Source organism: Sphingomonas sp. Leaf5, from assembly GCF_001421155.1.
Lineage (GTDB): Bacteria > Pseudomonadota > Alphaproteobacteria > Sphingomonadales > Sphingomonadaceae > Sphingomonas.
This window is the reverse complement of the sequence record NZ_LMJZ01000025.1, coordinates 141,156-161,219: the sequence shown is the minus strand read 5'-3', so window position 1 is coordinate 161,219 and position 20,064 is coordinate 141,156. Positions and strand designations below refer to the sequence as shown.

Below are 20,064 nucleotides of genomic sequence, written 5' to 3'. Positions count from 1 at the left end.
GGCGACCGCTACGCGGCGGGCTGCTTCCAGTCCGTGGCAGCGTTGCTCGTCGGTCACGATGCTTTCGCATCGTGCCCTCCCTCGCGCCTTGCCAAGAACCGAAATCGCCACCGTGACGATGATCCAACCTGATCGAAAAACGCTCTAAGCGTTATTCGGCGGTGTTGGCCCACGCGCTGACCGGATCGGGCACCGGCAGGATGCGGTTGCGACCGGCGCGCTTGGCATCATAGGTAGCGCGATCGGCGCGTTCGAGCAGACGGTCGAGATCGTCGTCGGCCGACAATTCCGCCAGTCCGGCACTGATCGTGATCGCCGGCAGGTGGCTGGCAATTTCGGGCAGCGTCGCGCGCACCGACTGTGCGCCCAGCCACGCCCCGCGCAACGTCGTCCGGTCGAGCAGCGCAACGAATTCCTCGCCCCCCAGCCGCGCGATCGCCGCCGATCGCGGCAGGCGGTCGACCAGCAGCCGGGCAAAGGCACGCAGCACCGCATCGCCGGTGGCGTGCCCGTACTGATCGTTGACCCGTTTGAAATGGTCGAGGTCGAACAGGATCGCCGCCAAGGGCTGGTCCCCGGTGCGCGCGTCGGCGATCATCGCCTTCGCCCGCCGGTCGAACCCGCGCCGGTTCGCGATCCCGGTCAGCGGGTCGGTCTCCGCCTCCGCGATCGACCGGCCCAGCGCGGTCTGCACGACCAGCAACAGCGTCAGCAGCCCGACGGACACGATCAGCATCCCGCCGATCGATTGCGAGAACAGTGCATAGCTGCTCGCGGCATATTCCTTTGCCGACGCCCCCGATCCGAACAGCACGGCGAACAGCGGCTTGATCAGGAAATGCAGCGTCATCAATCCGGTGGCGATGCCGAGCGCCAGCCACAATCGCCCACGCCGCCGCCGGACCGCATCGACCGCCAGCGCCGTCGCCAGCGCCGACCCGATCGCGAACGGGGCCTGATAGGCAAATTCATACCAAAGTTCGTTGCGCGGTCCGTTCCAGATCGCGGCGCGTACCCCGATCCCGAACAGCACCAGCAGCGCCGCCCACCGCCATGGCCGCCGTCGCCCCGCCATCGCTGCCATCCCCAATGGCAACAACGCGATACTGCACAGGAACGAGCCATAGCTCAACAGCATGAACGGCGTGGTGAACGGCGTCAGCCGCACGCCGATCTCGCTGATCGGCGTCAGCCCGCCGATCAGATAGGTCAGCACGAACCACGTCACATGACGCTGTCCGGGATAGGACAGGCGGATGATCGCAAAGGCGACTGCGAACAGCCCCGCGACCACGGCATTGACGATCAGAGCGTAGAGCGCGCTGTCCATCGATCCGTTTCCATTCGTTCCGCCATGGCTTCGACCTAGCGAAGCTTCACCGCTAAAAGGTTAATCGTCACTCGGTTTCGTCGGCCAGCCGCAACAGGGTGATCCGCGCCTTGCCATAGACGCGCTCGGCATCGACGGTGAAGCGCGGCAGATCGAGCACCTCGGCCTTCGCGGTCTCGATGCTGACCCAGGTCGCCGGCCCGATCCAGCCGAGCCGCGCCAGCTTGTCCGCCGCCACCGCGCCAGCGCCGCTGCCATAAGGCGGATCCATCATCACGATGTCGAGCGGACGCGGCGCCGGTCCCAGCGCCAGCACCGACGTTGCCCGCACGTCGCCGCCCGCCGCGTCCAGCTTGGTCAGATTGGCACGCAGCGCATCCAGCGCGGCGCGGTCCTGTTCGACGAACAGGCAGGTCGCGGCACCGCGCGACAATGCCTCGATCCCCAGCGCGCCCGATCCGGCGAACAGGTCGGCGACCGCCAGTTCGTCGAAGCTGCCGACCCGGCTGGCCAGCATCGAAAACAATGCCTCGCGTGTGCGATCGGCGGTAGGACGGGTGGCGTCCCCCTTGGGCGCGACGATCGGCCGACCGCGCCACAGCCCCGAAATGACTCGCATCAGCGCTTGCCCCCGCCGGGACGGCCACCGCCCTTCGGCTTGCCCTTGACCGGTTTGGTCGTTGGCGTGGCCTTGGCCCAGCCGGTCGGCTTGCGTTTCGGCCGCTCGACGAAGCTTGCCCGGTCGACATCGGACGCCTGTTCGCGCGTCATCCGCTTTTCGACCGGACCGCGCGGGCCTTCGGTCGTGCGTTCGACCTGCGGCCGGCGCGCGACCCCGTCATAGCCCGGCCGTTCGGCATGGGCCGAGGCGCGGCGGGTGCGCGCATTGTCAGGCCGATCGCCATAGGCGCGGCGGTCGCCCAGCCCCGGTTGCCGCCGCTCGGCAGGCGTCTGCCCGGCCTGCGCCAGCGGATCGAAGCCGTCGCGGCGGTCGACCGGCCGCTCGGTGGCATGGGTGCGGGGGCCGACGCGACGCGCATCGGCGCGCTGCGGACGGTCGCCAAAGCCGGGCCGATCGCCGCCGCCCTGCGGTCGCGCGCCGAAGCTCCGGCGTTCGCCATCGCCCTGTGGCCGTGCGCCGAAGCTGCGTCGTTCGCCATCGGCCTGCGGTCGTGCGCCGAAGCTGCGTCGTTCGCCATCGGCCTGCGGTCGTGCGCCGAAGCTGCGCCGCTCACCATCGCCCTGCGGCCGTGCGCCGAAGCTGCGTCGTTCGCCATCGGCCTGCGGCCGTGCGCCGAAGCTGCGCCGCTCGCCATCGCCCTGCGGCCGCGCGCCGAAGCTGCGCCGTTCGCCATCGCCCTGTGGTCGCGCCCCGAAGCTGCGCCGCTCGCCATCGCCCTGCGGCCGCGCGTCGAAGCTGCGCCGCTCGCCATCGCCCTGTGGTCGCGCCCCGAAACTGTGCCGCTCGCCATCACCCTGCGGGCGTGCGCCGAAGCTGCGCCGCTCACCGTCGCCCTGCGCCCGGTTCGGACCGTCGCGATCGGGACGGCGACCGCTGAAGCCCGAACGCTGCCCGTCCCGCTCGGTGCGCGGACGGCGTTCGTCGAAGCGCGACGTCGCGACCGGTTCGGGACGCGGCAGCGGCGTCGCGCGCCTCCACGCCTTGAGCGCCGCCGGATCGGCGCCTTCCGGCGCAGGCTTGCTGGTCGGCTTGTTGGTCAGCGTCTTGCGGAACGCGACCAGTTCATGCTGCTTGATTTCGTCGACCTCCCCCTCTGGCAGGTCTTCGAGATAGAAGGGGCCATAGCGGGTACGGATCAGGCGCGACACCTTCAGCCCCAGATGTTCGAGAACACGGCGAACCTCGCGGTTCTTGCCCTCGGTCAGCGTCATCTCGATCCACGTATTGGTACCGGTGCGCCGTTCGAGATTGGCGTTGATCGGGCCATAGCGCACCCCCTCGATCTCGATGCCCATCATCAGGTCTTCGAGCTGCTGCTGGCTGATTTCGCCATAGGCGCGCGCGCGATAGGTTCGCTCGACACCCGTAGCGGGCAGTTCCAGACGGCGTTTGAACTCGCCGTCGGTCGTCATCAGCAACAACCCCTCGGTATTCAGATCGAGCCGCCCGACCGGGATCAGCCGCGGCAACCCCTTGGGCAGCCGGTCATAGATCGTCTCGCGCCCGGCACCGTCGCGCTCGGCGGTCAGCGTGCCGGCGGGCTTGTGGAACCGGAACAGCCGGGTCGGTTCAGGGGCGGCGACCGGCGCACCGTCGACGGTCACGCCCTTCAGATTGGGCAGGATGGTCGCGGGCGTTTCGAGGACGACGCCGTCCAGCGCGACGCGCCCGGCGGCGATCATGCGTTCGACATCGCGGCGGGAGGCAACGCCGGCACGCGCCAGCAACTTGGCGATTCGCTGGCCTTCGCGGGGGGATTCGGTCGTGGATTCGGGTGGGGTAACGATGGTCAGGGTTTCCGTTTGCGGCGATGCGACGAAAGTTTCAGCCGAAGCGGTACCTTCGTCGCCTTCGCGAGTTTGTGGGTTCGTATAAGCTGTATGCATCCCGGTGGAAAGCGAGTGGGGCAATGTTGTTCGGGCGCAAGAAGCGGCACATCAACCGGATCCTCGTCGTCGAGGACGAACCCTTGGTCGCGTTCGACACCGAACACTTCCTCGGGGCGTCGGGTTTCGAGATCGCGGCGACGGTCGATACCGTCGCCGGCGCGCTGGCGACGCTACAATCCGGGGTCGACCTCGATCTGGTACTGGTCGACATCAACCTGTCGGACGGCAGCGGGCTGGACGTCGCGCGCGCGGCGCATGAACGCGGCATGCCGGTCCTGTTGGTGACCGGTGCCTGCCCGCTGGACGCCCAGGTATTCGCGGCCGGCTGTCTCGCCAAACCCTACCCGCAAAAGGACCTGCTGAGCGCGATCGAAGCGATCGACGCGGTCATCGGCGGGGCGAAACTGCCGCGGCGCCTGCCGAGCGGGTTCAACCTGTTCCGAACCGCGGCGTAGCTTTCGCCGGCCGATACCTACCCCACACTCCCGCATGGTTCGAGCAGCTTCGAGCCTGTCGAGAAGCATCCGTCGAGAACGTCTGGCCCCAGGCGGTCCAGTCATAGGTCACCCCAGCGGAACCCCGTTCTCGATACGCGCTCTTGACAGGCTCGATCGCTACTCGAACCAAACGGATCGGGTCGGCGGAGGGGTGTAGCCCCCGCCTTGCCGCCATCGCCAACCCCATCTACGGTCGCGCCCCTTCCGGGAGGACTTGAATGACCGAAGCCGCGCCCAAGGGGCTGGCGCTGATCCGTATGGGGCTGGGCAATCGCAAGACGGCGGCGATGTTCGCGTTCGGCCTTGCCGCCGGGCTGCCGTTCACGTTGCTGCTCGGCACGCTCAACGCCTGGCTGGCGGAGGCGAAGATCAACCTCGCCACCATCGGCCTGTTGTCGTGGATCGGGCTGATCGCGGCGTTCAAATTCCTGTGGTCGCCGGTCGTCGACCGGCTGCGCCTGCCGCTGTTCGAACGCTTCGGGCGGCGCAAGTCGTGGCTGCTGCTGTGTCAGGCGGTGCTGGTCGCGACGTTCCTCACCCTGTCGCTCAGCGATCCGGCGGTTGCGATCGGCTGGTTCGCGCTGGTCGCCGTCGTCGGCGCGTTCGCCGCCGCGACGCAGGACACCGTGATCGATGCGTGGCGGATCGACGTCGCCGACGAACGCGCGACGCTCGGCATCCTGTCGTCGATCTATCAGCTTGGCTACCGCCTTGCGACGCTGATCGGCGGGGCGCTGGCGCTGGTGCTGGCCGATGCGATCACATGGCCGATGGTCTATGCGGTGATGGGCCTGTTCATGGCCGCGCTGCTGGTCGCGACGCTGTTCGCCCCCGACACGCCCCGCCCGGTCGTCGAGCAGGCCGTCGAAGGTGCGATCGGCCCCAGCGCCCGCGACAAGCGCACCGGTCTCATCATCGTTGGCCTGTGCTGGGGCTGGGCGATCCTCACCATCGGCGCGTTCATGGTGCGGGTGCTGAACGTCACGCCCGGTGAAACCCCGCCCAGCGTCGGCGATTTCACCCGCCTGACCGGTCCGTGGATCATCGTCATCACCGTCGTCGTGCCCGCGCTGGTTGCGGCATGGCTGAACCGGCAGGCGCAACTGGCCGAATGGCTCGGCTGGAACCGGGACGGGGCGGCGGCACCGACGTCCGGCTTCATCGAACATGGCTATCGCGCGCTGATCCTGCCGCTGTCCGAACTGGTCGGGCGGCTGGGGTTCGGTGCGGTCATCGTGCTGGGGCTAATCCTCAGCTACCGGCTGTGCGATTCGATCTGGGGGCCGTTCGCCTATCCCTTCTATCTGGAGGAACTCCACTACACGAATGCCGAGGTCGCCTTCGCCTCCAAGATCTTCGGCGTCGGCATGACCATCCTCGGCGTGTCGCTGGGTGGCATCCTGTTCGCGGTGCTCGGGCGGATGCCGACGCTGTTGATCGGCGCGATCGTCGCGGCGGCCAGCAACCTGCTCTATGCCGATCTCGCGGCGGGCGCGCCGGTGATCGATGCGGTGGCGGGCGCGACCGGGCTGCTGAACCTCGGCGTCGATGCGCGGATGATGCGGTTGATGGTCGCGATCTCGGGGGAGAATATCGCCGGCGGCTTGGCCGGTGCGGCCTTCGTCGCCTATCTCTCCTCGATCGCCAGCAAGGAACATAGCGCTGTCCAATATGCGCTGCTGTCATCGCTCACCCTGCTGGTCGGCTCGCTCGGCCGGGCGGGGCTGGGCGAGGCGGTCGAACAGATGGGATATGCCCCGGTGTTCCGTTTCACCGCCGCGCTGGGGTTGGTGGCGGTGGTGTTCGTGCTGCTCGAATGGGTGCGGTGGCGGCGCGAGCTTCGGAAGGGTTGATTCACGCGAAGGCGCGGAGACGCGGAGAAGGTTTTTAGCGCGCAAAGGCGCAAAGGACGCTGAGAAGGTGTGTTCCGGGCCGGCGTCATGGTCCCGGCGAAGCCTTTTCGCGCAGGAAAGTATGGGCGAGCCGCTATCGCGGCAAACACTGTTTCTTAGCGTCCTCTGCGCCTCTGCGCGAAAATATCTTCTTCTCCGCGTCTCCGCGCCTCCGCGTGAACAAACCTAAACCGGCACCTCGTCATTCGCCGACAGCACGGTTCCAGCGAGATACAGCGACCCCGCGATCAACACCGCCTCCGGTTCAGACCGCGCCAACAGATCGAGCGCCGCCGCCGGATCGGTCGCGACATTGGCCTGCAACCCCATCGCCCGCGCTTGCCGCGCCAGATCGGCCGGCGCATGATGCGCATGACCCGGCACCGGCACCGCAACGACATGGTCGACCACCTCGCCCAGATGCCGCAGCACCGCGCCGGCATCCTTGTTGGCGAGCATCCCCAGCACCAGCGCCGATCGCTCGCCCCGGCTGATCCGGGGCCAGCCCCGCGCGACTTCGATCGCGGCGGACTCGTTGTGCGCCCCGTCGAGCCACACGCCATGGCGCGGATCGACCCGCCCGGTCAGCGGCCCGCGCGGGCGCAGGCGCTGCATCCGCGCCGGCCAGCGCGCGGTACTGGCGGCGGTGCGGATCGCCGCATCGGAGACCGCCAGCGCCGACTGATGTCGCACCATCGCCGCCGCCAGTGCCAGATTGTCGCGCTGATGCACCCCGGCCAGCGCGGGTTCGGGCAGGTCGAGCGTGCCCATCGCATCCCGGTACCGCCCGTCGATCGATTCCCATGCCGACCCCCGCGCAAGCAGCGTCGCGCCCGCGGCATCGACCGTCGCCTCGATCCGCGCTGCGATCTCGGGCGGATAGGCGAGGGTAACGACCGGCACACCGCGCTTGGCGATCCCCGCCTTCTCGCCGGCAATGTCGACCAGCGACGACCCCAGAAACGCCTCGTGATCGATCCCCAGCGCCGCAATGCCGCAGACGGCCGGTGCCGGCAGGACGTTGGTCGCATCCAGCCGCCCGCCAAGGCCGACCTCGAACACGCACGCATCGGCTGGTGTCCGGGCAAAGGCAAGAAACGCAGCGGCGGTGGTGATCTCGAAGAAACTCGCCCCGATCCCGTCGGCGGCATCGAGCACCTCGCCCAGCAGCGCCGCCAGCGCGACATCGTCGATCAGCGTACCCGCCAGCCGGATGCGTTCGTTGAAGCGCACCAGATGCGGGCTGGCATAGACATGCGCCCGCAACCCCGCCGCCTCGATCGCCGCGCGCAGATAGGCGCAGGTCGAACCCTTCCCATTGGTGCCCGCGACATGGAACACCGGCGGCAAATGGCGATGCGGATCGCCCAGCCGCGCCAGCAGCCGGGTGATGCGGTCGAGGCCGAGAATATCCGCCCCCGGCGACAGCAACGTCAGCCGGTCGAGCTGCGTCTGTACCGCAGGATCGGTCGAGACAGCGAAATCGGGCACTTGCAACTCCTCCCCGCTATGCGGGGAGGGGGACCGCCGCGAAGCGGTGGTGGAGGGTCGTCGCCGCACACGCTCCGCCCATGGCAACCCCCCTCCACCATGCTGCGCATGGTCCCCCTCCCCGCGGAGCGGGGAGGAACGAAAACGTCAAGCCGCGTCTTTGCGCCCCAGAAACTCGATCAACTGCGCCAGTTCGGCCGGCAGGTCGCGCCGGTGCGTCACGCGGTCGATCAACCCATGGTCGCGATAATATTCCGACGTCTGGAAATCGTCGGGCAGCTTTTCGCGGATCGTGCTCTCGATCACGCGCCGTCCGGTGAACGCCAGCGTCGCCTTCGGCTCGGCGATCTGCACGTCGCCCAGCATCGCGTACGCCGCCATCACCCCGCCCGACGTCGGATCGGTCAGCACCACCAGATAGGGCAGTCCGGCATCGTGCAGCATCTCGATCGCCACGGTCGTGCGTGGCATCTGCATCAGGCTCAAAATGCCCTCCTGCATCCGCGCCCCGCCGCTGGCGGTGAAGACGATGTACGGCACGCCGCGTGCGATCGCCGCCTCGACCCCGGCGATGAACGCCTCGCCCACGAACTGGCCCATCGACCCGCCCATGAACGCGAAATTCTGCACGCCGATCACGCACGCCCGGCCGGCGATCGTGCCATAGGCGTTCTGAAAGGCGTCCTGTTCGCCGGTATCGGTCCGTGCCGCCTTCAACCGATCGACATAGCGTTTGCTGTCGCGGAACTTCAGCGGGTCTTCGGCGACCTTCGGATTGGGCAGGATCTCGACGCTGCCGTCATCGAACAACTGCTGGAACCGCTCCCTCGGCCCGATGCGGCCATGATGGTCGCATTGCGGGCAGACATGCAGATTCTCTTCCCATTCCTTGTTGAAGATCATCTGCCCGCACCCCTTGCACTTATGCCAGAGGTGATCGGGCGTTTCCTTGCGCGCGACGAAGGGCAGGGCGTTGCGGACGCGATTGAGCCAGCTCATGCGGGTTCCCTGCTCGCCGTGCGGATCGCAGCGGCGAGGCTTTCGATATAGGATTGGACGGGGGCGGCGGCGGCTGCACCGTGCTGCGCGACGATCTCGACGATCGCCGATCCGACGACGACACCGTCGGCGACGCGGGCGATATTCGCCGCCTGTTCGGGCGTGCGCACGCCGAAGCCGACCGCGATCGGCAGGTCGGTTGCGGCCTTCAGCCGGGCGACGGCATCGTCGATCGATCCCTGCACCGCCTGCTGCTTGCCGGTGATCCCGGCGACCGAGACATAATAGAGAAAGCCGCCGGCCCCCGCCAATACCTGCGGCAGCCGCGCCGCGTCGGTCGTCGGCGTGGCCAGCCGGATCGCGGCGACGCCGTGCTCACGCAACTGTTGGCCAAGGCTGTCGTCTTCCTCGGGTGGGATGTCGACGCAGATCACCCCGTCGACGCCAGCGGCGGCGCAGGCTTGCGCGAACCAGTCGGCCCCGCGCCGGACCATCGGATTGGCATAGCCCATCAGCACCAGCGGTACGTCGGGATGGCGCGTCCGGAAATCCGTGGCGATCCGCAACACATCGGCGGTCCGCGTTCCCGCCGCCAGCGACCGGATATTCGCCGACTGGATCGCGGGGCCATCGGCCATCGGATCGGTGAACGGCATACCCAGTTCGATCACGTCCGCACCCCCCGCGACCAGCGCGTCGAGAATGGCGGGCGTCGCGTCAGGCGTAGGATCGCCGGCGGTGACGAAGCACACGAGCGCGGGCCGGCCTTTCGCGAAGGCAGCAGCAAGGCGGACGGTCAAAGCCCTCTCCCCTTCAGGGGAGAGGGTTGGGAGAGGGGATTGTTCACAACGTCTTCCAACTGTCTCAACACGCCGTCGAGATTGTACATCACATCGGCATTGGTAAACCGCACTACCCGATAGCCGGCTTGCGTCAAATAGGCGGTGCGTTCGGCGTCGTAAGCGGCGGTGTCGCCGTGCAAGTGGCCGTCGAGTTCCAACACCAGCTTCGGAGAGTTAGCCGCAAAGTCTGCTATATACGGCCCGATCACCTTCTGCCGCCGGAACTTCACGCCCGCGAACCCCTCGGCCCGCAACGCGAACCACAGCTTCTGCTCGGCGGGGGTAGGTGCCTTGCGCGCAGCGTTCGCCCGCTCAATCAACAAAGCGTCGCGCAAGACCCCTCTCCCAACCCTCTCCCCTGAAGGGGGAGGGCTTTTAGATCTCTACCCCCAGCGCGCTCGCCACCGTGAAGATATCCTTGTCCCCCCGCCCACACAGGTTGGCGAGGATGATCTGATCCGACCGCATGGTCTTCGCCCGCCGCGCCACCGCCGCGATCGCGTGCGCGGGTTCCAGCGCGGGAATGATCCCCTCGGTCCGGCACAGCATCTGGAACGCATCCAACGCATCGACATCGGTAGCGCTGTCATATTCGACCCGCCCGATATCGCGCAGCCATGCATGTTCCGGTCCGATCCCCGGATAATCGAGGCCCGCAGAGATCGAATGCCCCTCGGCGATCTGCCCGTCCTCATCCTGCAACAGGTACGTCTTGTTCCCATGCAGAATACCCGGGAACCCGCCGGCCAGCGAAGCGGCATGGTCCTTGTCCAGCCCATGGCCCGCCGCCTCGACGCCCAGCATCGCGACGTCCGGATCGTCGAGGAACGGATGGAACAGCCCGATCGCATTCGATCCGCCGCCGATCGCCGCGACCAGCAGGTCGGGCAGGCGGCCGGTCCGCTCCAGCATCTGCGCGCGCGCCTCGCGCCCGATGATGCTCTGGAAGTCGCGCACCATCTCCGGGTAGGGGTGCGGCCCCGCCGCCGTGCCGATGATGTAGAAGGTGTCGTGGACGTTCGCGACCCAGTCGCGCAGACCCTCGTTCATCGCGTCCGACAGCGTCGCCGCACCGCTCGTCACCGGACGCACCTCGGCCCCCAGCAGCTTCATGCGGAACACGTTGGGCTGCTGCCGCTCGACGTCCTTCGCGCCCATGTAAATGACACAGGGCAGGCCGAAACGCGCACAGACCGCCGCCGTCGCCACGCCATGCTGGCCGGCGCCCGTCTCGGCGATGATCCGGGTCTTGCCCATGCGGATCGCCAGCAGGATCTGCCCGATGCAGTTGTTGATCTTGTGCGCGCCGGTATGGTTCAGCTCGTCGCGCTTGAACCACACCTGCGCCCCCATGCCCGGCTCGGCCGATGCGCGCAGCGTCTCCGACAGCCGTTCGGCATGATAGAGCGGGCTGGGCCGGCCGACATAATGCGTCATCAGGTCGTCGAACTGCGCGGCGAACGCCGGATCGACCTTCGCCGCCTTATATTCGCGGTCGAGGTCGAGGATCAGCGGCATCAGCGTCTCGGCGACATACCGGCCGCCAAAGGCTCCGAAATGACCACGATCGTCGGGCTGGGCGCGATAGCTGTTGGGAGCGTTCATACGCCGCTCGTTACGCCCGGCGGCGGGCGCTGTCGAGTATCAGCCGCCGGTCACGCTGCGCACGAACGCCGCGATCCGGCCGGCGTCCTTGACCCCCGGGGCGCTCTCGACGCCCGACGATACATCGACCAGCGGCGCACGCGTCACCCGGATCGCCTCCACGACATTGCCGGCATCCAGCCCGCCCGACAACGCCCATGGCAGCGGATGGACGAACCCGTCGAGCAGGCCCCAGTCGAACCGCAATCCCATGCCTCCGGGGAGCGCCGCCCCCGGCGGCGTCTTCGCATCGTACAGCACCCGGTCGGTGGCCCCGACCAGCGTCCGTGCGGCGTTCAGATCGGCACGCGTCTTGACCGCGACCGCGCCCCAGACCTCCTTGCCGGTCCGCGCCCGGATCGCGGCGATCCGCTGCGGCGCGGTCTTGTGCAGCTGGATCGCGTCGAGCCGCGCCGCCGCCAGCGCCGCATCGATCAGCGCGTCGTCGGGATCGACGAACACGCCGACCTTCGCGACCTGTCCCGGCACCTGCCGCGCCAGGCCCGCCGCCGCATCGAACGCCAGATTGCGGGGGGAGGGGGCAAAGAACACGAAACCGACATGGCTCGCCCCGGCGGTCAGCGCGGCGGCCAGCGTTTCGGGCGTCGACAGGCCGCAGATCTTGATGAGCGTCATGCCGCGCGGCTTAGCGGGCGATCGGGCACGGCGATAGGGGATGCGGTACGCCCCATGTTCGTCTGGAGGGCCGGCCGGGTTTCGTCTACAGCACGAGCATGTATTTCAACCTGATTCAATCGCTCGGCCTGTGCGGCGATCCGGCGGTTCCGAACGACGACCGCGCCGGGGTACGGGCGCGCCACGCCTGGGTGATCGACGGCGCGACCGACCTGTCGCCGCCGGGGCTGTTGGGGGCACAGGGCGGGGCGGCGTGGCTTGCGGCGACGGCCGACGCCGCCTTCGCCGCGATCGAGGGTGGCGACCTGCGTGACACCTGTCATCGGGTGTTCGCCACGGTCGAGGCGGCCTATGCCCGACAGCGGCAGCGCGAACCGCAGGGGCCATGGGAATTGCCCCGCGCCTCCTTTGCCGCCATCCAACTGGTCGATTCCGGATTGGACGTGGCATGGGCCAGCGACTGTTCGATCCTCCACGCCTCAGGTGACAGGGTGGCGTGGCGCACCCCGGTACCCAGCCGAACCAGCGAACGCGCACAGGCCGCCGCGCTCGGCCCCGGCATCGGCGCGGTGAAGCTGCGCAGCGCCGACGTGCTGGCCGATCGGCGCGCATCGCGCTCGCGCGCCGGCCAGCGCGTGCTCGGGGTCGATGCTGCCGCCAGCGCGGCGGTAATGGCCACGGCCCGGTTCGACATCGCGATCGGCGATGAATTGCTGCTGATGACCGACGGCTTCGTGGCGCTGGTCGATTCGTACGGCGTCCATGACGCGGACGGCCTGTTCGCGGCGGTCCGAACCGGCGGCCTCGCAAAGCTCGGCGTCGACCTGCGCCAGATCGAACAGGACGATGCCGCCTGCCTGCGCTTCGCCCGGTTCAAGGTCAGCGACGACGCCACCGCCCTGTGGGTGCGCGTCGGCGGCTGATCGGTTTCCTACAGGGCGGGGCGGTGGCATGGTCGGCGTCGACCGGATCGCCGGCTCGCGCTCTTTGAACCGTTCAAGCCCTTAGCCACGTCCTTGGACCTTACTCCCTCCCTTGTCAGGGAGGGGAGCAATCCGAACGACCGCTCTTATCCGTAACTATCGGCCCCGCATCCGGCAATTTCGTGCAAACTTTCACGACCGAAGTTTACACCGTTGCCCAGTAAGTAATTGGAGGCGAATGTTTTTCTCGAGCGACCACACCGCCCCAACAACTCGATCCGTGTCAACTTCGCAAACTTCGGGCGCGCCGCGGGCAAAGCCCGCGTCGTCGGTCGGCGCTTCTCGCGCCGCCGGCCGGACGCGCCTCGTGGGGCGCGGTCGTGCTTCGCTCGACCTCTGCCGGCGCGTCAGAGCGTCGCTTCGATCGCCCTCGCCGCCTGATCCGGGTTCTCGGCCTGGCTGATCGGTCGTCCGATCACCAGCACCGACGCCCCGCCGTCCAGCGCAGCACGCGGGGTCACCACCCGCTTCTGGTCGCCGACCGGTCCGTTTGCCGGTCGCACCCCCGGCACGACGAAGAACCCCTGCGGCCACGCCTTTTTCGCCGCCGCCACCTCGGCCCCCGAACAGACGACGCCGTCGATCCCGGCGCTCTTCGCCAGTTCGGTCAGCCGCACCACCTGCTCATGCGGATCGGGGGTGAGGCCGATCGACGACAGGTCGTGCGCGTCGAGGCTGGTCAGCATCGTCACCGCCACCACCTTGGTCCCCAGCGGCGCGGCGGCCTTCGCATCCTCCAGCATCGCCCGCCCGCCGGCGGCATGGACGGTCAGGATCGCGGGGTCGAGCGGTCCCAGCGCCTGGATCGCCTTGGCGACCGTGTTCGGAATATCGTGGAATTTCAGGTCGAGAAAGATCGGCAGGCCCAGATCGGCCATCGTCCGAACACCCGCCCGGCCATTGGCCATGAAGAATTCCAGCCCCAGTTTCAGCCCGCCGACATGCCCGCGCACCGCCTGCGCCAGCATCTTGGCCCGGTCCAGATCGGGCGTGTCGATCGCGACATAGATCGGCGAACGGCTCATACGATCCCTCCCGGCGTAACGGTCGGCGCGGGATCGACGGCATGCGTCGGCGTCGCCTCGACCCGGTGCAGGTCGGCCAGCGTCCGGTCGGTCGCCACGATCAGCTGCCGCAGCCGCCAGCGCGTCAGGTGGAGCGCGACGAAGGTCGGCAGGAACCCGGCCAGAAACGTGACGAGCAGCAGCAGCGGCAGGTTCACATCGGCATACAGCGTGCCCCACAGCTTCAGCGGCACCATCGTCATGTTGTTGAGCGCAAAGGCGACGATCACCCCCACCAGCAATGCCCAGAACAGGGTTTTCAGGAACTGCATCGCTCGGGCGGCCTTCGTCGTTGTCGTCGCCCCTTCCTTACGCCCGTCGCGGCGGCTTTTCCAATAGGCGACAGGGTCAGCCGATTTCGGCGCGCAATTCGTCGAACAGCGGCTGGATCGCCTGCAACCGCGGCTGTTCCTCGTCCAGAATGGCGAGGAACGCGGCGCGCTTGTGCCGCGTGATCCAGCCGGGCGGCAGGCGGACCTCGGCGGGCAGCGTCGACAGCGCGATGTCGATCATCCGTTCGGCCCCGTGCAGCCGCCCCCACAGATAGTCGTTCTCGCGGTAGGACCGGCTGAAGAACGCGCCGAAATTGTTGAAACGAATCCCTTTGAGCGTAGCCTCGGCCCCGCCCGCCCGGATCGACGGCGCGTCGTCGGGCGCGATCCGATCGACCCGCACCGGATCGAATTCGTCCAGCCCTTCGCCGCCGAGCAGCGGCAGGGTCGCGATGTCGAAGAACGGAAAGCCGAGATAGGCGAGCAGGATCGGCCGCCGGATGTCGCGCGGGGCGGCGGCCAGCGCCTCCGACAATCGCGCATCGGTCCGCGCGTCGAGCGTGGTCAGGTCCATCGCCTCGGCCATTGCCGCCAGCAATGCACCGGGATCGGCGCGTTTGTCCTCGACCAGCGTCCGCACCCCGGCGAAATGGTCGGCATTCTCGCACGCCAGATACGGCGTCAGGCTGGCAAAGATCGCCTCGCGCACCGGGGCCAGCGCCGCCGCATCCTGCTCGGGTTCCATCGCGGACAGGGTCCGCACCAGCAACCGCAACCGCCGGATGCGAAAAGCGAGGTCGTGCGATCGCAGAAAGGCAATGGCCGCTTCCGACGCGCCGTCGCCGTCGAACCGGCCGGCATCGCTGTCGGCGACGACCTGCGCAAATCCCTCACGCAACCGCCGGACCCGGTCGGGCGACGCATCCTCGGCCAGCGTCGCGACGCGATCGGCCAGCCGGTCGAGCACCTGATCGACCTTCGACAGGCCATAGGCGGCATGACCGTATCCGGCACGCTTCGCCGCCTGTACCTGCGCCCGCTGCCGCCAGCCGGCCAGCCGCGCCGGGGTCGGCCAGTCGAGGAACAGCGTATAGCCGAACAACTGCTCGACCTCCGCTTCGACCCCGGCACGCAGCTTGTCCACGATCGCCAGCATCCGTTCGATCCGTTCGGACCGCCGCTGGATCGCGTCCAGATTGTCGCGGATCGGTTGCTTGCGCGGCAGTTCGGACAGCGCGCCCAGAATCGTCTGGAAGAAGCCGGGTGGCCCGTCGGCGGCGGTGCCGATGCCGAATTTATGGTTGGGTGCCGGGTCGAGATAGACGAACCGCCGGTCGATCTGTCGCCGCGCCGGCCGTTCGCGCAGCGCATCGATCGCGGGCGCGAACGGCGCGTTGGCCAGCACCGACCCGTCGATCAGCGTCGCCTGATCCGCCATGCCCACCGCCGACTGGCGCGGTAGCACCCGCCGCAGAAACGCTTCGCGTCCCGGCCAGTCGACGTCGCGATCGGCCAGCGCCGCATCCAGTTCCCCGACCCGAAACGGCGGAAACGCACCGGGAAAGCTCGACGTCGCCCGTGCCGCGAACACCAGTTCGGCGGCATCGGCCAGCCGGTCGCCGCCATGGTCGTGAAACCCGATGACCAGCCGATGTTCGGTCTCGACCACTTCCTTCGGCGAATTGAGCCGCAGCACCTCGGGATGCCCGGCGAAGTCGGTAACCGTCACGAACAGGTCGAGCGGCTGGCCCGGCGGCAACAGCCGTGGCCCGGCAGGTGCCGCCGCCATAGCGGCAAAGGCATCGAGCAGCATGTCGACCATCGCCCGCCCGCCAAAGGGCGGCTGGAACCAGCGCGCCCGGACGAAGCGATCGAGCTTGGCGCGCAGTTCGTCGCGCGCGGCGATATCGACGCTCGACGCGTCCTCGCCCTCACGGCCCAGCGCCATCCACGCGATCGGCCGCGCCCATGGCCGCGACAAGGCGCTGGCCGGACCCTGTGCCGGATCGATCAGCGCCTCGATATCGGCACCGTTCAGCCACAGGTCGGTCAGCGGATCGAGCGACTGGCCGGTCGACACCGCCTGCGCCAGAAACACGCCGTTGATCCCGCCCGCGCTGGCCCCCGCGACGATATCGACCAGCACGCGCAGCCGGATGCCGGTCAACGCCGCCAGATCGGCCAGCATCGCCTGATACACCCCCGCACTGCCCGTCAGCGGATCGCCATCGTCCTGCACCGCCCGACTGGCGCGGGCGATGTGCCAGATTTCCTTGACCAGCCCATGCATATAGACGGCAAGGCTGATCCCCCCATAGCAGACCAGCGCAAGGCGCAGTTCGCGTTCGTGCAGCGGCGCGTCGCTCATGCCGGTGCGAGCGTCGCCCAGATCGGCAGATGGTCGGACGCCTTGCGCGCCGCCGCACTGTGATGGACGCCGGCATCGACGATCGTCAGTTCGCCCGACACCATGATCCGGTCGAGCCGCCCGACCGGATGGCGCGCGTGAAAGCTGGGGCCGGTCTCGGCAAAGCTATGCGTCCGTCCGAAATCGCGCAGGCAGCCCGACCGCGGCATCCATTCGTTCAGGTCGCCCATCAACACGCTCGGCAGTTTCGGCGTACAGCCATCGACCTCGCTCAGGATCGCATGCGCCTGCTTGCGCCGCCACAGCCCCGACAGGTCGAGATGCATGCCGACCACCCGCAGCGTCACGCCATGGGTGGTCACGTCGGCGCGCACCGCCCCGCGCGGTTCGAGTGCGGGGATCTCGATCCGTCGCTGCCCGCTGACGCTCGCGTCCTTGCGGACCAGCAAAGCGTTGCCATGCCATCCCATCGACTGCGCCCGGATCGCCAGCGGCACCGCGACCCATGGGCTGTGTTCGTCCAGCAGATGGGCCGTAATCACTCCGGCGCGTTCGCCCAGCCGGCGGTCGCATTCCTGCAAGGCGATGATATCGGCATCGATCTCACGCAGCACCTCCAGCGTCCGTTCGGGCATCCGGCGACGGTCGGTGCCGATCGCCTTGCGCATGTTGTAGCTGGCTACTTTGATCATCGTTCAGCGCACAACGTCGCGGTATCGTATTTCGTTTCTCGGGCGATCAGCGCGGCAACCGGATCGTCGCGTTCAGCCCGCCGCCGTCGCGGTTGGCCAGCGCGATCTCGCCACCGGCATCGCGAACGATCGCCCGCGCCAGTGCCAGCCCCAGACCGATCCCGCCGGTATCGCGGTTGCGCGACGTTTCCAGCCGGATGAACGGATCGAACACGGCGTCCAGCCGGTCGACCGGGATGCCCGGTCCCCGATCGGCGACGACGATCGTCACCGCGTGCGCGCCCGTTTCCACCCGCACCTCCGCTGCCCCGGCATATTTGATGGCGTTCTCGATCAGGTTGCGCACCGCCCGCCGCATCAGATTGGGGCGCAGGTGCAGCGGTACGCGCGCCGCCTCGACGAAATCGACGTCGTGGCCAAGGTCGCGGAAATCGTCGACCACCGCGTCGACCAGCGCCGCCATGTCGACATCGGTAGCGGCCTCGCTCGGTCGGCCGAGCCGCGCCAGCGACAGGATATCGTCGAGCGTCGCGTTCATCTCGTCGATCGTTTCCGCCATGCGCGCGCGGTCGGTATCGTCCTCGACCGATTCGATCCGGACGCGCAGCGCGGCCAGCGGCGTGCGCAGATCATGGCCGATCGCGCCCAGCATCCGGTCCTTCTCATCAACCATCGCATTCACCCGCTGCCCCAGATCGATGAAGGCGGAGATCAGCAGCCGCACGTCCTGCGGCCCGGACGGTTCGATCGCGGGCAGGGGGCGGCCCGGATGAAACGCCCGTGCCGCCACCGCCAACTGTCGCAGCGGCTTGGCGATGCGGCGTCCGATCCACAACACCGGCAGCAGGACGATGACGTAGAGGATGAAGGTCTGCGCCAGCAGCTGCCACAACAGCCCGCGCTCGGCCATCGGCCACGCCGTATGCGATACCAGCCAGCCGCGCCCAGGCAGTTCGACCGCCGCGTCGAGCACCGCGCCCATCCGCCGCAACCGATCTGCCCGCCGTCCGCCGATGCCGCGATCGCGGATTTCGGCTTCGTCGATCGGGCGGATGCGGGCGGCGATCCGGCCGACGCGGATGCCGGCTTCCGCGAAATTGCTGCGGATCGTTCGTTCGACATCGGTCTCGACCGCACCGCGCAGCGGCGGCACCCGGTCGGTGACCAGCCGAACGCCGCGCATCCGGTCGTCGCCGGTCCGGCGCGGCGCACCGGTCCGCTCCGCCGCATCGATCAGGCGGGTGACGGCGGGCAGGGTGATCTCGGCAAAGCGGAACGCGCGGCGTTCCCGCAGCAACAGCGTGAAATTGAGTGCCTGCGCCACGAACAGCGCGACCGCGACCAGCAGCGCGATCTGGCCGGGCAGGCTGGTCGGCCCCAAGCGCCTCACAGGCGGGTCACCTCGGCCGCCAGCGTATAGCCGCCGCCCCACACGGTCTTGATGATGTCGGGGTTGCGGACGTCGGTCTCGATCTTCTTGCGCAGCCGACTGACCTGATTGTCGATCGCCCGGTCGAAGGCGGCGGCCTCGCGCCCCTGGGTCAGGTCGAGCAACTGGTCGCGGGTCAACACCTGCCGCGGCCGCGTCACCAGCGCATGGAGCAGATTATATTCGCCGGTCGAAAGCGGCACCGACACGCCCTCACGATCGACCAGCGCCCGCTCGCCGGTCTTCAGCACCCAACCGGCAAAGGCGAACGATCCCGCCTCCGGGGCGTGTTGCCGGACCGTACCGCCGCCGGTCCGCCGCAGCACCACCTTGACCCGCGCCGCCAGTTCGCGCGGGGAAAAGGGTTTCACGACATAATCGTCGGCCCCCATTTCCAGCCCGACGATCCGGTCGGTCTCCTCCGTCCTTGCGGTCAGCAGGATGACCGGCGTCTCGCTGGTCTCGCGGATATGGCGGCACAGCGACAGCCCGTCCTCGCCCTGCATCATGATGTCGAGGATGGCGAGATCGATGGCATAGGCGTTGAGCCGCGCCCGCGCCCCCTCGGCATCGCCCGCCTGGGTCACGCGAAACCCCTGTTTCGTCAGATATTGGGCAAGTGGTTCGCGGATCGATCGTTCGTCGTCGACCAGCAGGAGGTGCGGGATATCGGCCATGTCGGACATGCTATGCGCGGAAGCTCCTGAAAGGAACGCCGGACGGCGGGCGACACCCGCCGTCCGGCGCGGGATCAGCCGGCGACATGCGGCGCGCGCCGCTGCATCCGCTTTTCCCGCACCATGAAGCGTTCGGCCGGATCGATCTGCCCGTCCTTGTTCACGTCCATGCGCTCGAACCGGGCGAGCGCGCGCGCCTGAAACGCGGCGCGGGTGATGGTGCCGCCCTGCTGCCCCCGCCGGCTCATCCGCTGTTCGCGCCCCTGACGGCGTTCGGCCGCATCGACCTTGCCGTCGCGATTGACGTCCTGCCGGTCGAAGCCGGCAGCGGCCATCGCGCGGAACTCGCCGCGGGTGACGACGCCGTCGCGGTTCGCATCGGCCCGTTCGAGCATCCGGCCACCGCCGCGGCGGCGCGGCCCGTCCTCACCCGCGGGACCTGCCGCGACGGCGCGTTCAGTCGCGCTGATTTTGCCATCGCGGTCGGTGTCGAGCGCGTCGAAGCGCTGGTCGGCGCGCGCCATCGCATCGGCGCGGGTGACGGCACGGTCGGGGCCGGGCGGCGGGGTCTGTGCGGCGAACGCCATGCCGGGCATGGCGATGGCGGCCAAAGAAGCGGCGACGATGAACGATCGCATGACGAACCTTTCAAAAACGGGGGCACCCCCGGTGAATGA

The 20,064-nt window shown here is 68.4% G+C and carries 19 protein-coding genes; 3 read left to right on the top strand and 16 right to left on the bottom strand.

The annotated features are described in order from the left end of the window. Positions 1-151: 151 nt before the first annotated feature. From ASE50_RS17920 to ASE50_RS19715, 3 genes are all read right to left on the bottom strand, one after another. Positions 152-1,330, bottom strand: coding sequence for a sensor domain-containing diguanylate cyclase (locus ASE50_RS17920; protein ID WP_056403854.1), 1,179 nt, complete (start codon positions 1,328-1,330; stop codon positions 152-154). Between the two features lie 67 nt (positions 1,331-1,397). Further along, positions 1,398-1,949: a 16S rRNA (guanine(966)-N(2))-methyltransferase RsmD gene (gene rsmD, locus ASE50_RS17915; protein WP_056403851.1), complete on the bottom strand. Its 552-nt coding sequence runs from the start codon at positions 1,947-1,949 to the stop codon at positions 1,398-1,400. Beyond that, positions 1,949-3,739 (bottom strand): pseudouridine synthase, encoded by a 1,791-nt coding sequence (locus tag ASE50_RS19715; protein WP_414882441.1) that lies wholly within the window; start codon positions 3,737-3,739, stop codon positions 1,949-1,951. Before ASE50_RS19715 ends, rsmD begins: the two co-directional genes overlap by 1 nt. A 182-nt stretch (positions 3,740-3,921) precedes the next feature. Between ASE50_RS19715 and ASE50_RS17905 the strand changes: the two genes are divergently transcribed. Continuing rightward, positions 3,922-4,356 (top strand): response regulator, encoded by a 435-nt coding sequence (locus ASE50_RS17905; RefSeq protein ID WP_056403845.1) that lies wholly within the window; start codon positions 3,922-3,924, stop codon positions 4,354-4,356. A gap of 260 nt (positions 4,357-4,616) precedes the next feature. Further along, complete coding sequence (locus ASE50_RS17900) at positions 4,617-6,251, top strand: AmpG family muropeptide MFS transporter (protein WP_056403842.1); 1,635 nt, start codon at positions 4,617-4,619, stop codon at positions 6,249-6,251. A 225-nt stretch (positions 6,252-6,476) separates the two neighbouring features. On the opposite strand, the gene ASE50_RS17895 is transcribed toward ASE50_RS17900, so the two are convergent. The 6 genes from ASE50_RS17895 to ASE50_RS17870 form a co-directional block, all read right to left on the bottom strand. Next, positions 6,477-7,781, bottom strand: a complete 1,305-nt coding sequence (locus ASE50_RS17895) for a bifunctional folylpolyglutamate synthase/dihydrofolate synthase (RefSeq protein WP_056403838.1) — start codon at positions 7,779-7,781, stop codon at positions 6,477-6,479. A gap of 147 nt (positions 7,782-7,928) precedes the next feature. Further along, on the bottom strand, positions 7,929-8,780 hold the full coding sequence (accD, locus tag ASE50_RS17890) for an acetyl-CoA carboxylase, carboxyltransferase subunit beta (RefSeq protein ID WP_056403835.1): 852 nt from the start codon (positions 8,778-8,780) through the stop codon (positions 7,929-7,931). After that, the gene (trpA, locus tag ASE50_RS17885) at positions 8,777-9,580 is read right to left on the bottom strand and encodes a tryptophan synthase subunit alpha (protein WP_056403955.1); all 804 of its coding nucleotides are present in this window, start codon (positions 9,578-9,580) and stop codon (positions 8,777-8,779) included. The genes accD and trpA overlap by 4 nt, the downstream gene beginning before the upstream one ends. Then, a complete protein-coding gene (locus ASE50_RS17880) occupies positions 9,577-9,957 on the bottom strand; it encodes an endonuclease domain-containing protein (protein ID WP_156347283.1) in 381 nt (126 codons plus the stop codon). The genes trpA and ASE50_RS17880 overlap by 4 nt, the downstream gene beginning before the upstream one ends. A 40-nt stretch (positions 9,958-9,997) precedes the next feature. Then, positions 9,998-11,227: a tryptophan synthase subunit beta gene (gene trpB / locus ASE50_RS17875; protein ID WP_056403833.1), complete on the bottom strand. Its 1,230-nt coding sequence runs from the start codon at positions 11,225-11,227 to the stop codon at positions 9,998-10,000. A gap of 39 nt (positions 11,228-11,266) precedes the next feature. Further along, on the bottom strand, positions 11,267-11,902 hold the full coding sequence (locus ASE50_RS17870; protein WP_056403831.1) for a phosphoribosylanthranilate isomerase: 636 nt from the start codon (positions 11,900-11,902) through the stop codon (positions 11,267-11,269). A 98-nt stretch (positions 11,903-12,000) separates the two neighbouring features. Here ASE50_RS17870 and ASE50_RS17865 point away from each other — a divergent pair, with 98 nt between their 5' ends. Beyond that, complete coding sequence (locus ASE50_RS17865) at positions 12,001-12,825, top strand: hypothetical protein (RefSeq protein ID WP_056403828.1); 825 nt, start codon at positions 12,001-12,003, stop codon at positions 12,823-12,825. Between the two features lie 407 nt (positions 12,826-13,232). Here the strand turns inward: ASE50_RS17865 and pyrF are convergent, their stop codons facing one another. The 7 genes from pyrF to ASE50_RS17830 all read right to left on the bottom strand — a co-directional run bounded on the left by pyrF (position 13,233) and on the right by ASE50_RS17830 (position 20,025). Continuing rightward, the gene (gene pyrF / locus ASE50_RS17860) at positions 13,233-13,910 is read right to left on the bottom strand and encodes an orotidine-5'-phosphate decarboxylase (protein WP_056403823.1); all 678 of its coding nucleotides are present in this window, start codon (positions 13,908-13,910) and stop codon (positions 13,233-13,235) included. Beyond that, complete coding sequence (locus ASE50_RS17855; RefSeq protein WP_056403820.1) at positions 13,907-14,221, bottom strand: lipopolysaccharide assembly protein LapA domain-containing protein; 315 nt, start codon at positions 14,219-14,221, stop codon at positions 13,907-13,909. Before ASE50_RS17855 ends, pyrF begins: the two co-directional genes overlap by 4 nt. A gap of 76 nt (positions 14,222-14,297) precedes the next feature. After that, on the bottom strand, positions 14,298-16,589 hold the full coding sequence (locus ASE50_RS17850; protein ID WP_056403818.1) for a patatin-like protein: 2,292 nt from the start codon (positions 16,587-16,589) through the stop codon (positions 14,298-14,300). Then, the gene (locus ASE50_RS17845; RefSeq protein WP_056403814.1) at positions 16,586-17,281 is read right to left on the bottom strand and encodes an endonuclease/exonuclease/phosphatase family protein; all 696 of its coding nucleotides are present in this window, start codon (positions 17,279-17,281) and stop codon (positions 16,586-16,588) included. Before ASE50_RS17845 ends, ASE50_RS17850 begins: the two co-directional genes overlap by 4 nt. A gap of 46 nt (positions 17,282-17,327) precedes the next feature. Beyond that, positions 17,328-18,671 (bottom strand): sensor histidine kinase, encoded by a 1,344-nt coding sequence (locus tag ASE50_RS17840; protein WP_056403812.1) that lies wholly within the window; start codon positions 18,669-18,671, stop codon positions 17,328-17,330. Then, on the bottom strand, positions 18,668-19,387 hold the full coding sequence (locus tag ASE50_RS17835; RefSeq protein ID WP_056403809.1) for a response regulator: 720 nt from the start codon (positions 19,385-19,387) through the stop codon (positions 18,668-18,670). The genes ASE50_RS17840 and ASE50_RS17835 overlap by 4 nt, the downstream gene beginning before the upstream one ends. A 74-nt stretch (positions 19,388-19,461) precedes the next feature. Next, complete coding sequence (locus tag ASE50_RS17830) at positions 19,462-20,025, bottom strand: hypothetical protein (protein WP_056403806.1); 564 nt, start codon at positions 20,023-20,025, stop codon at positions 19,462-19,464. Positions 20,026-20,064 lie beyond the last annotated feature (39 nt).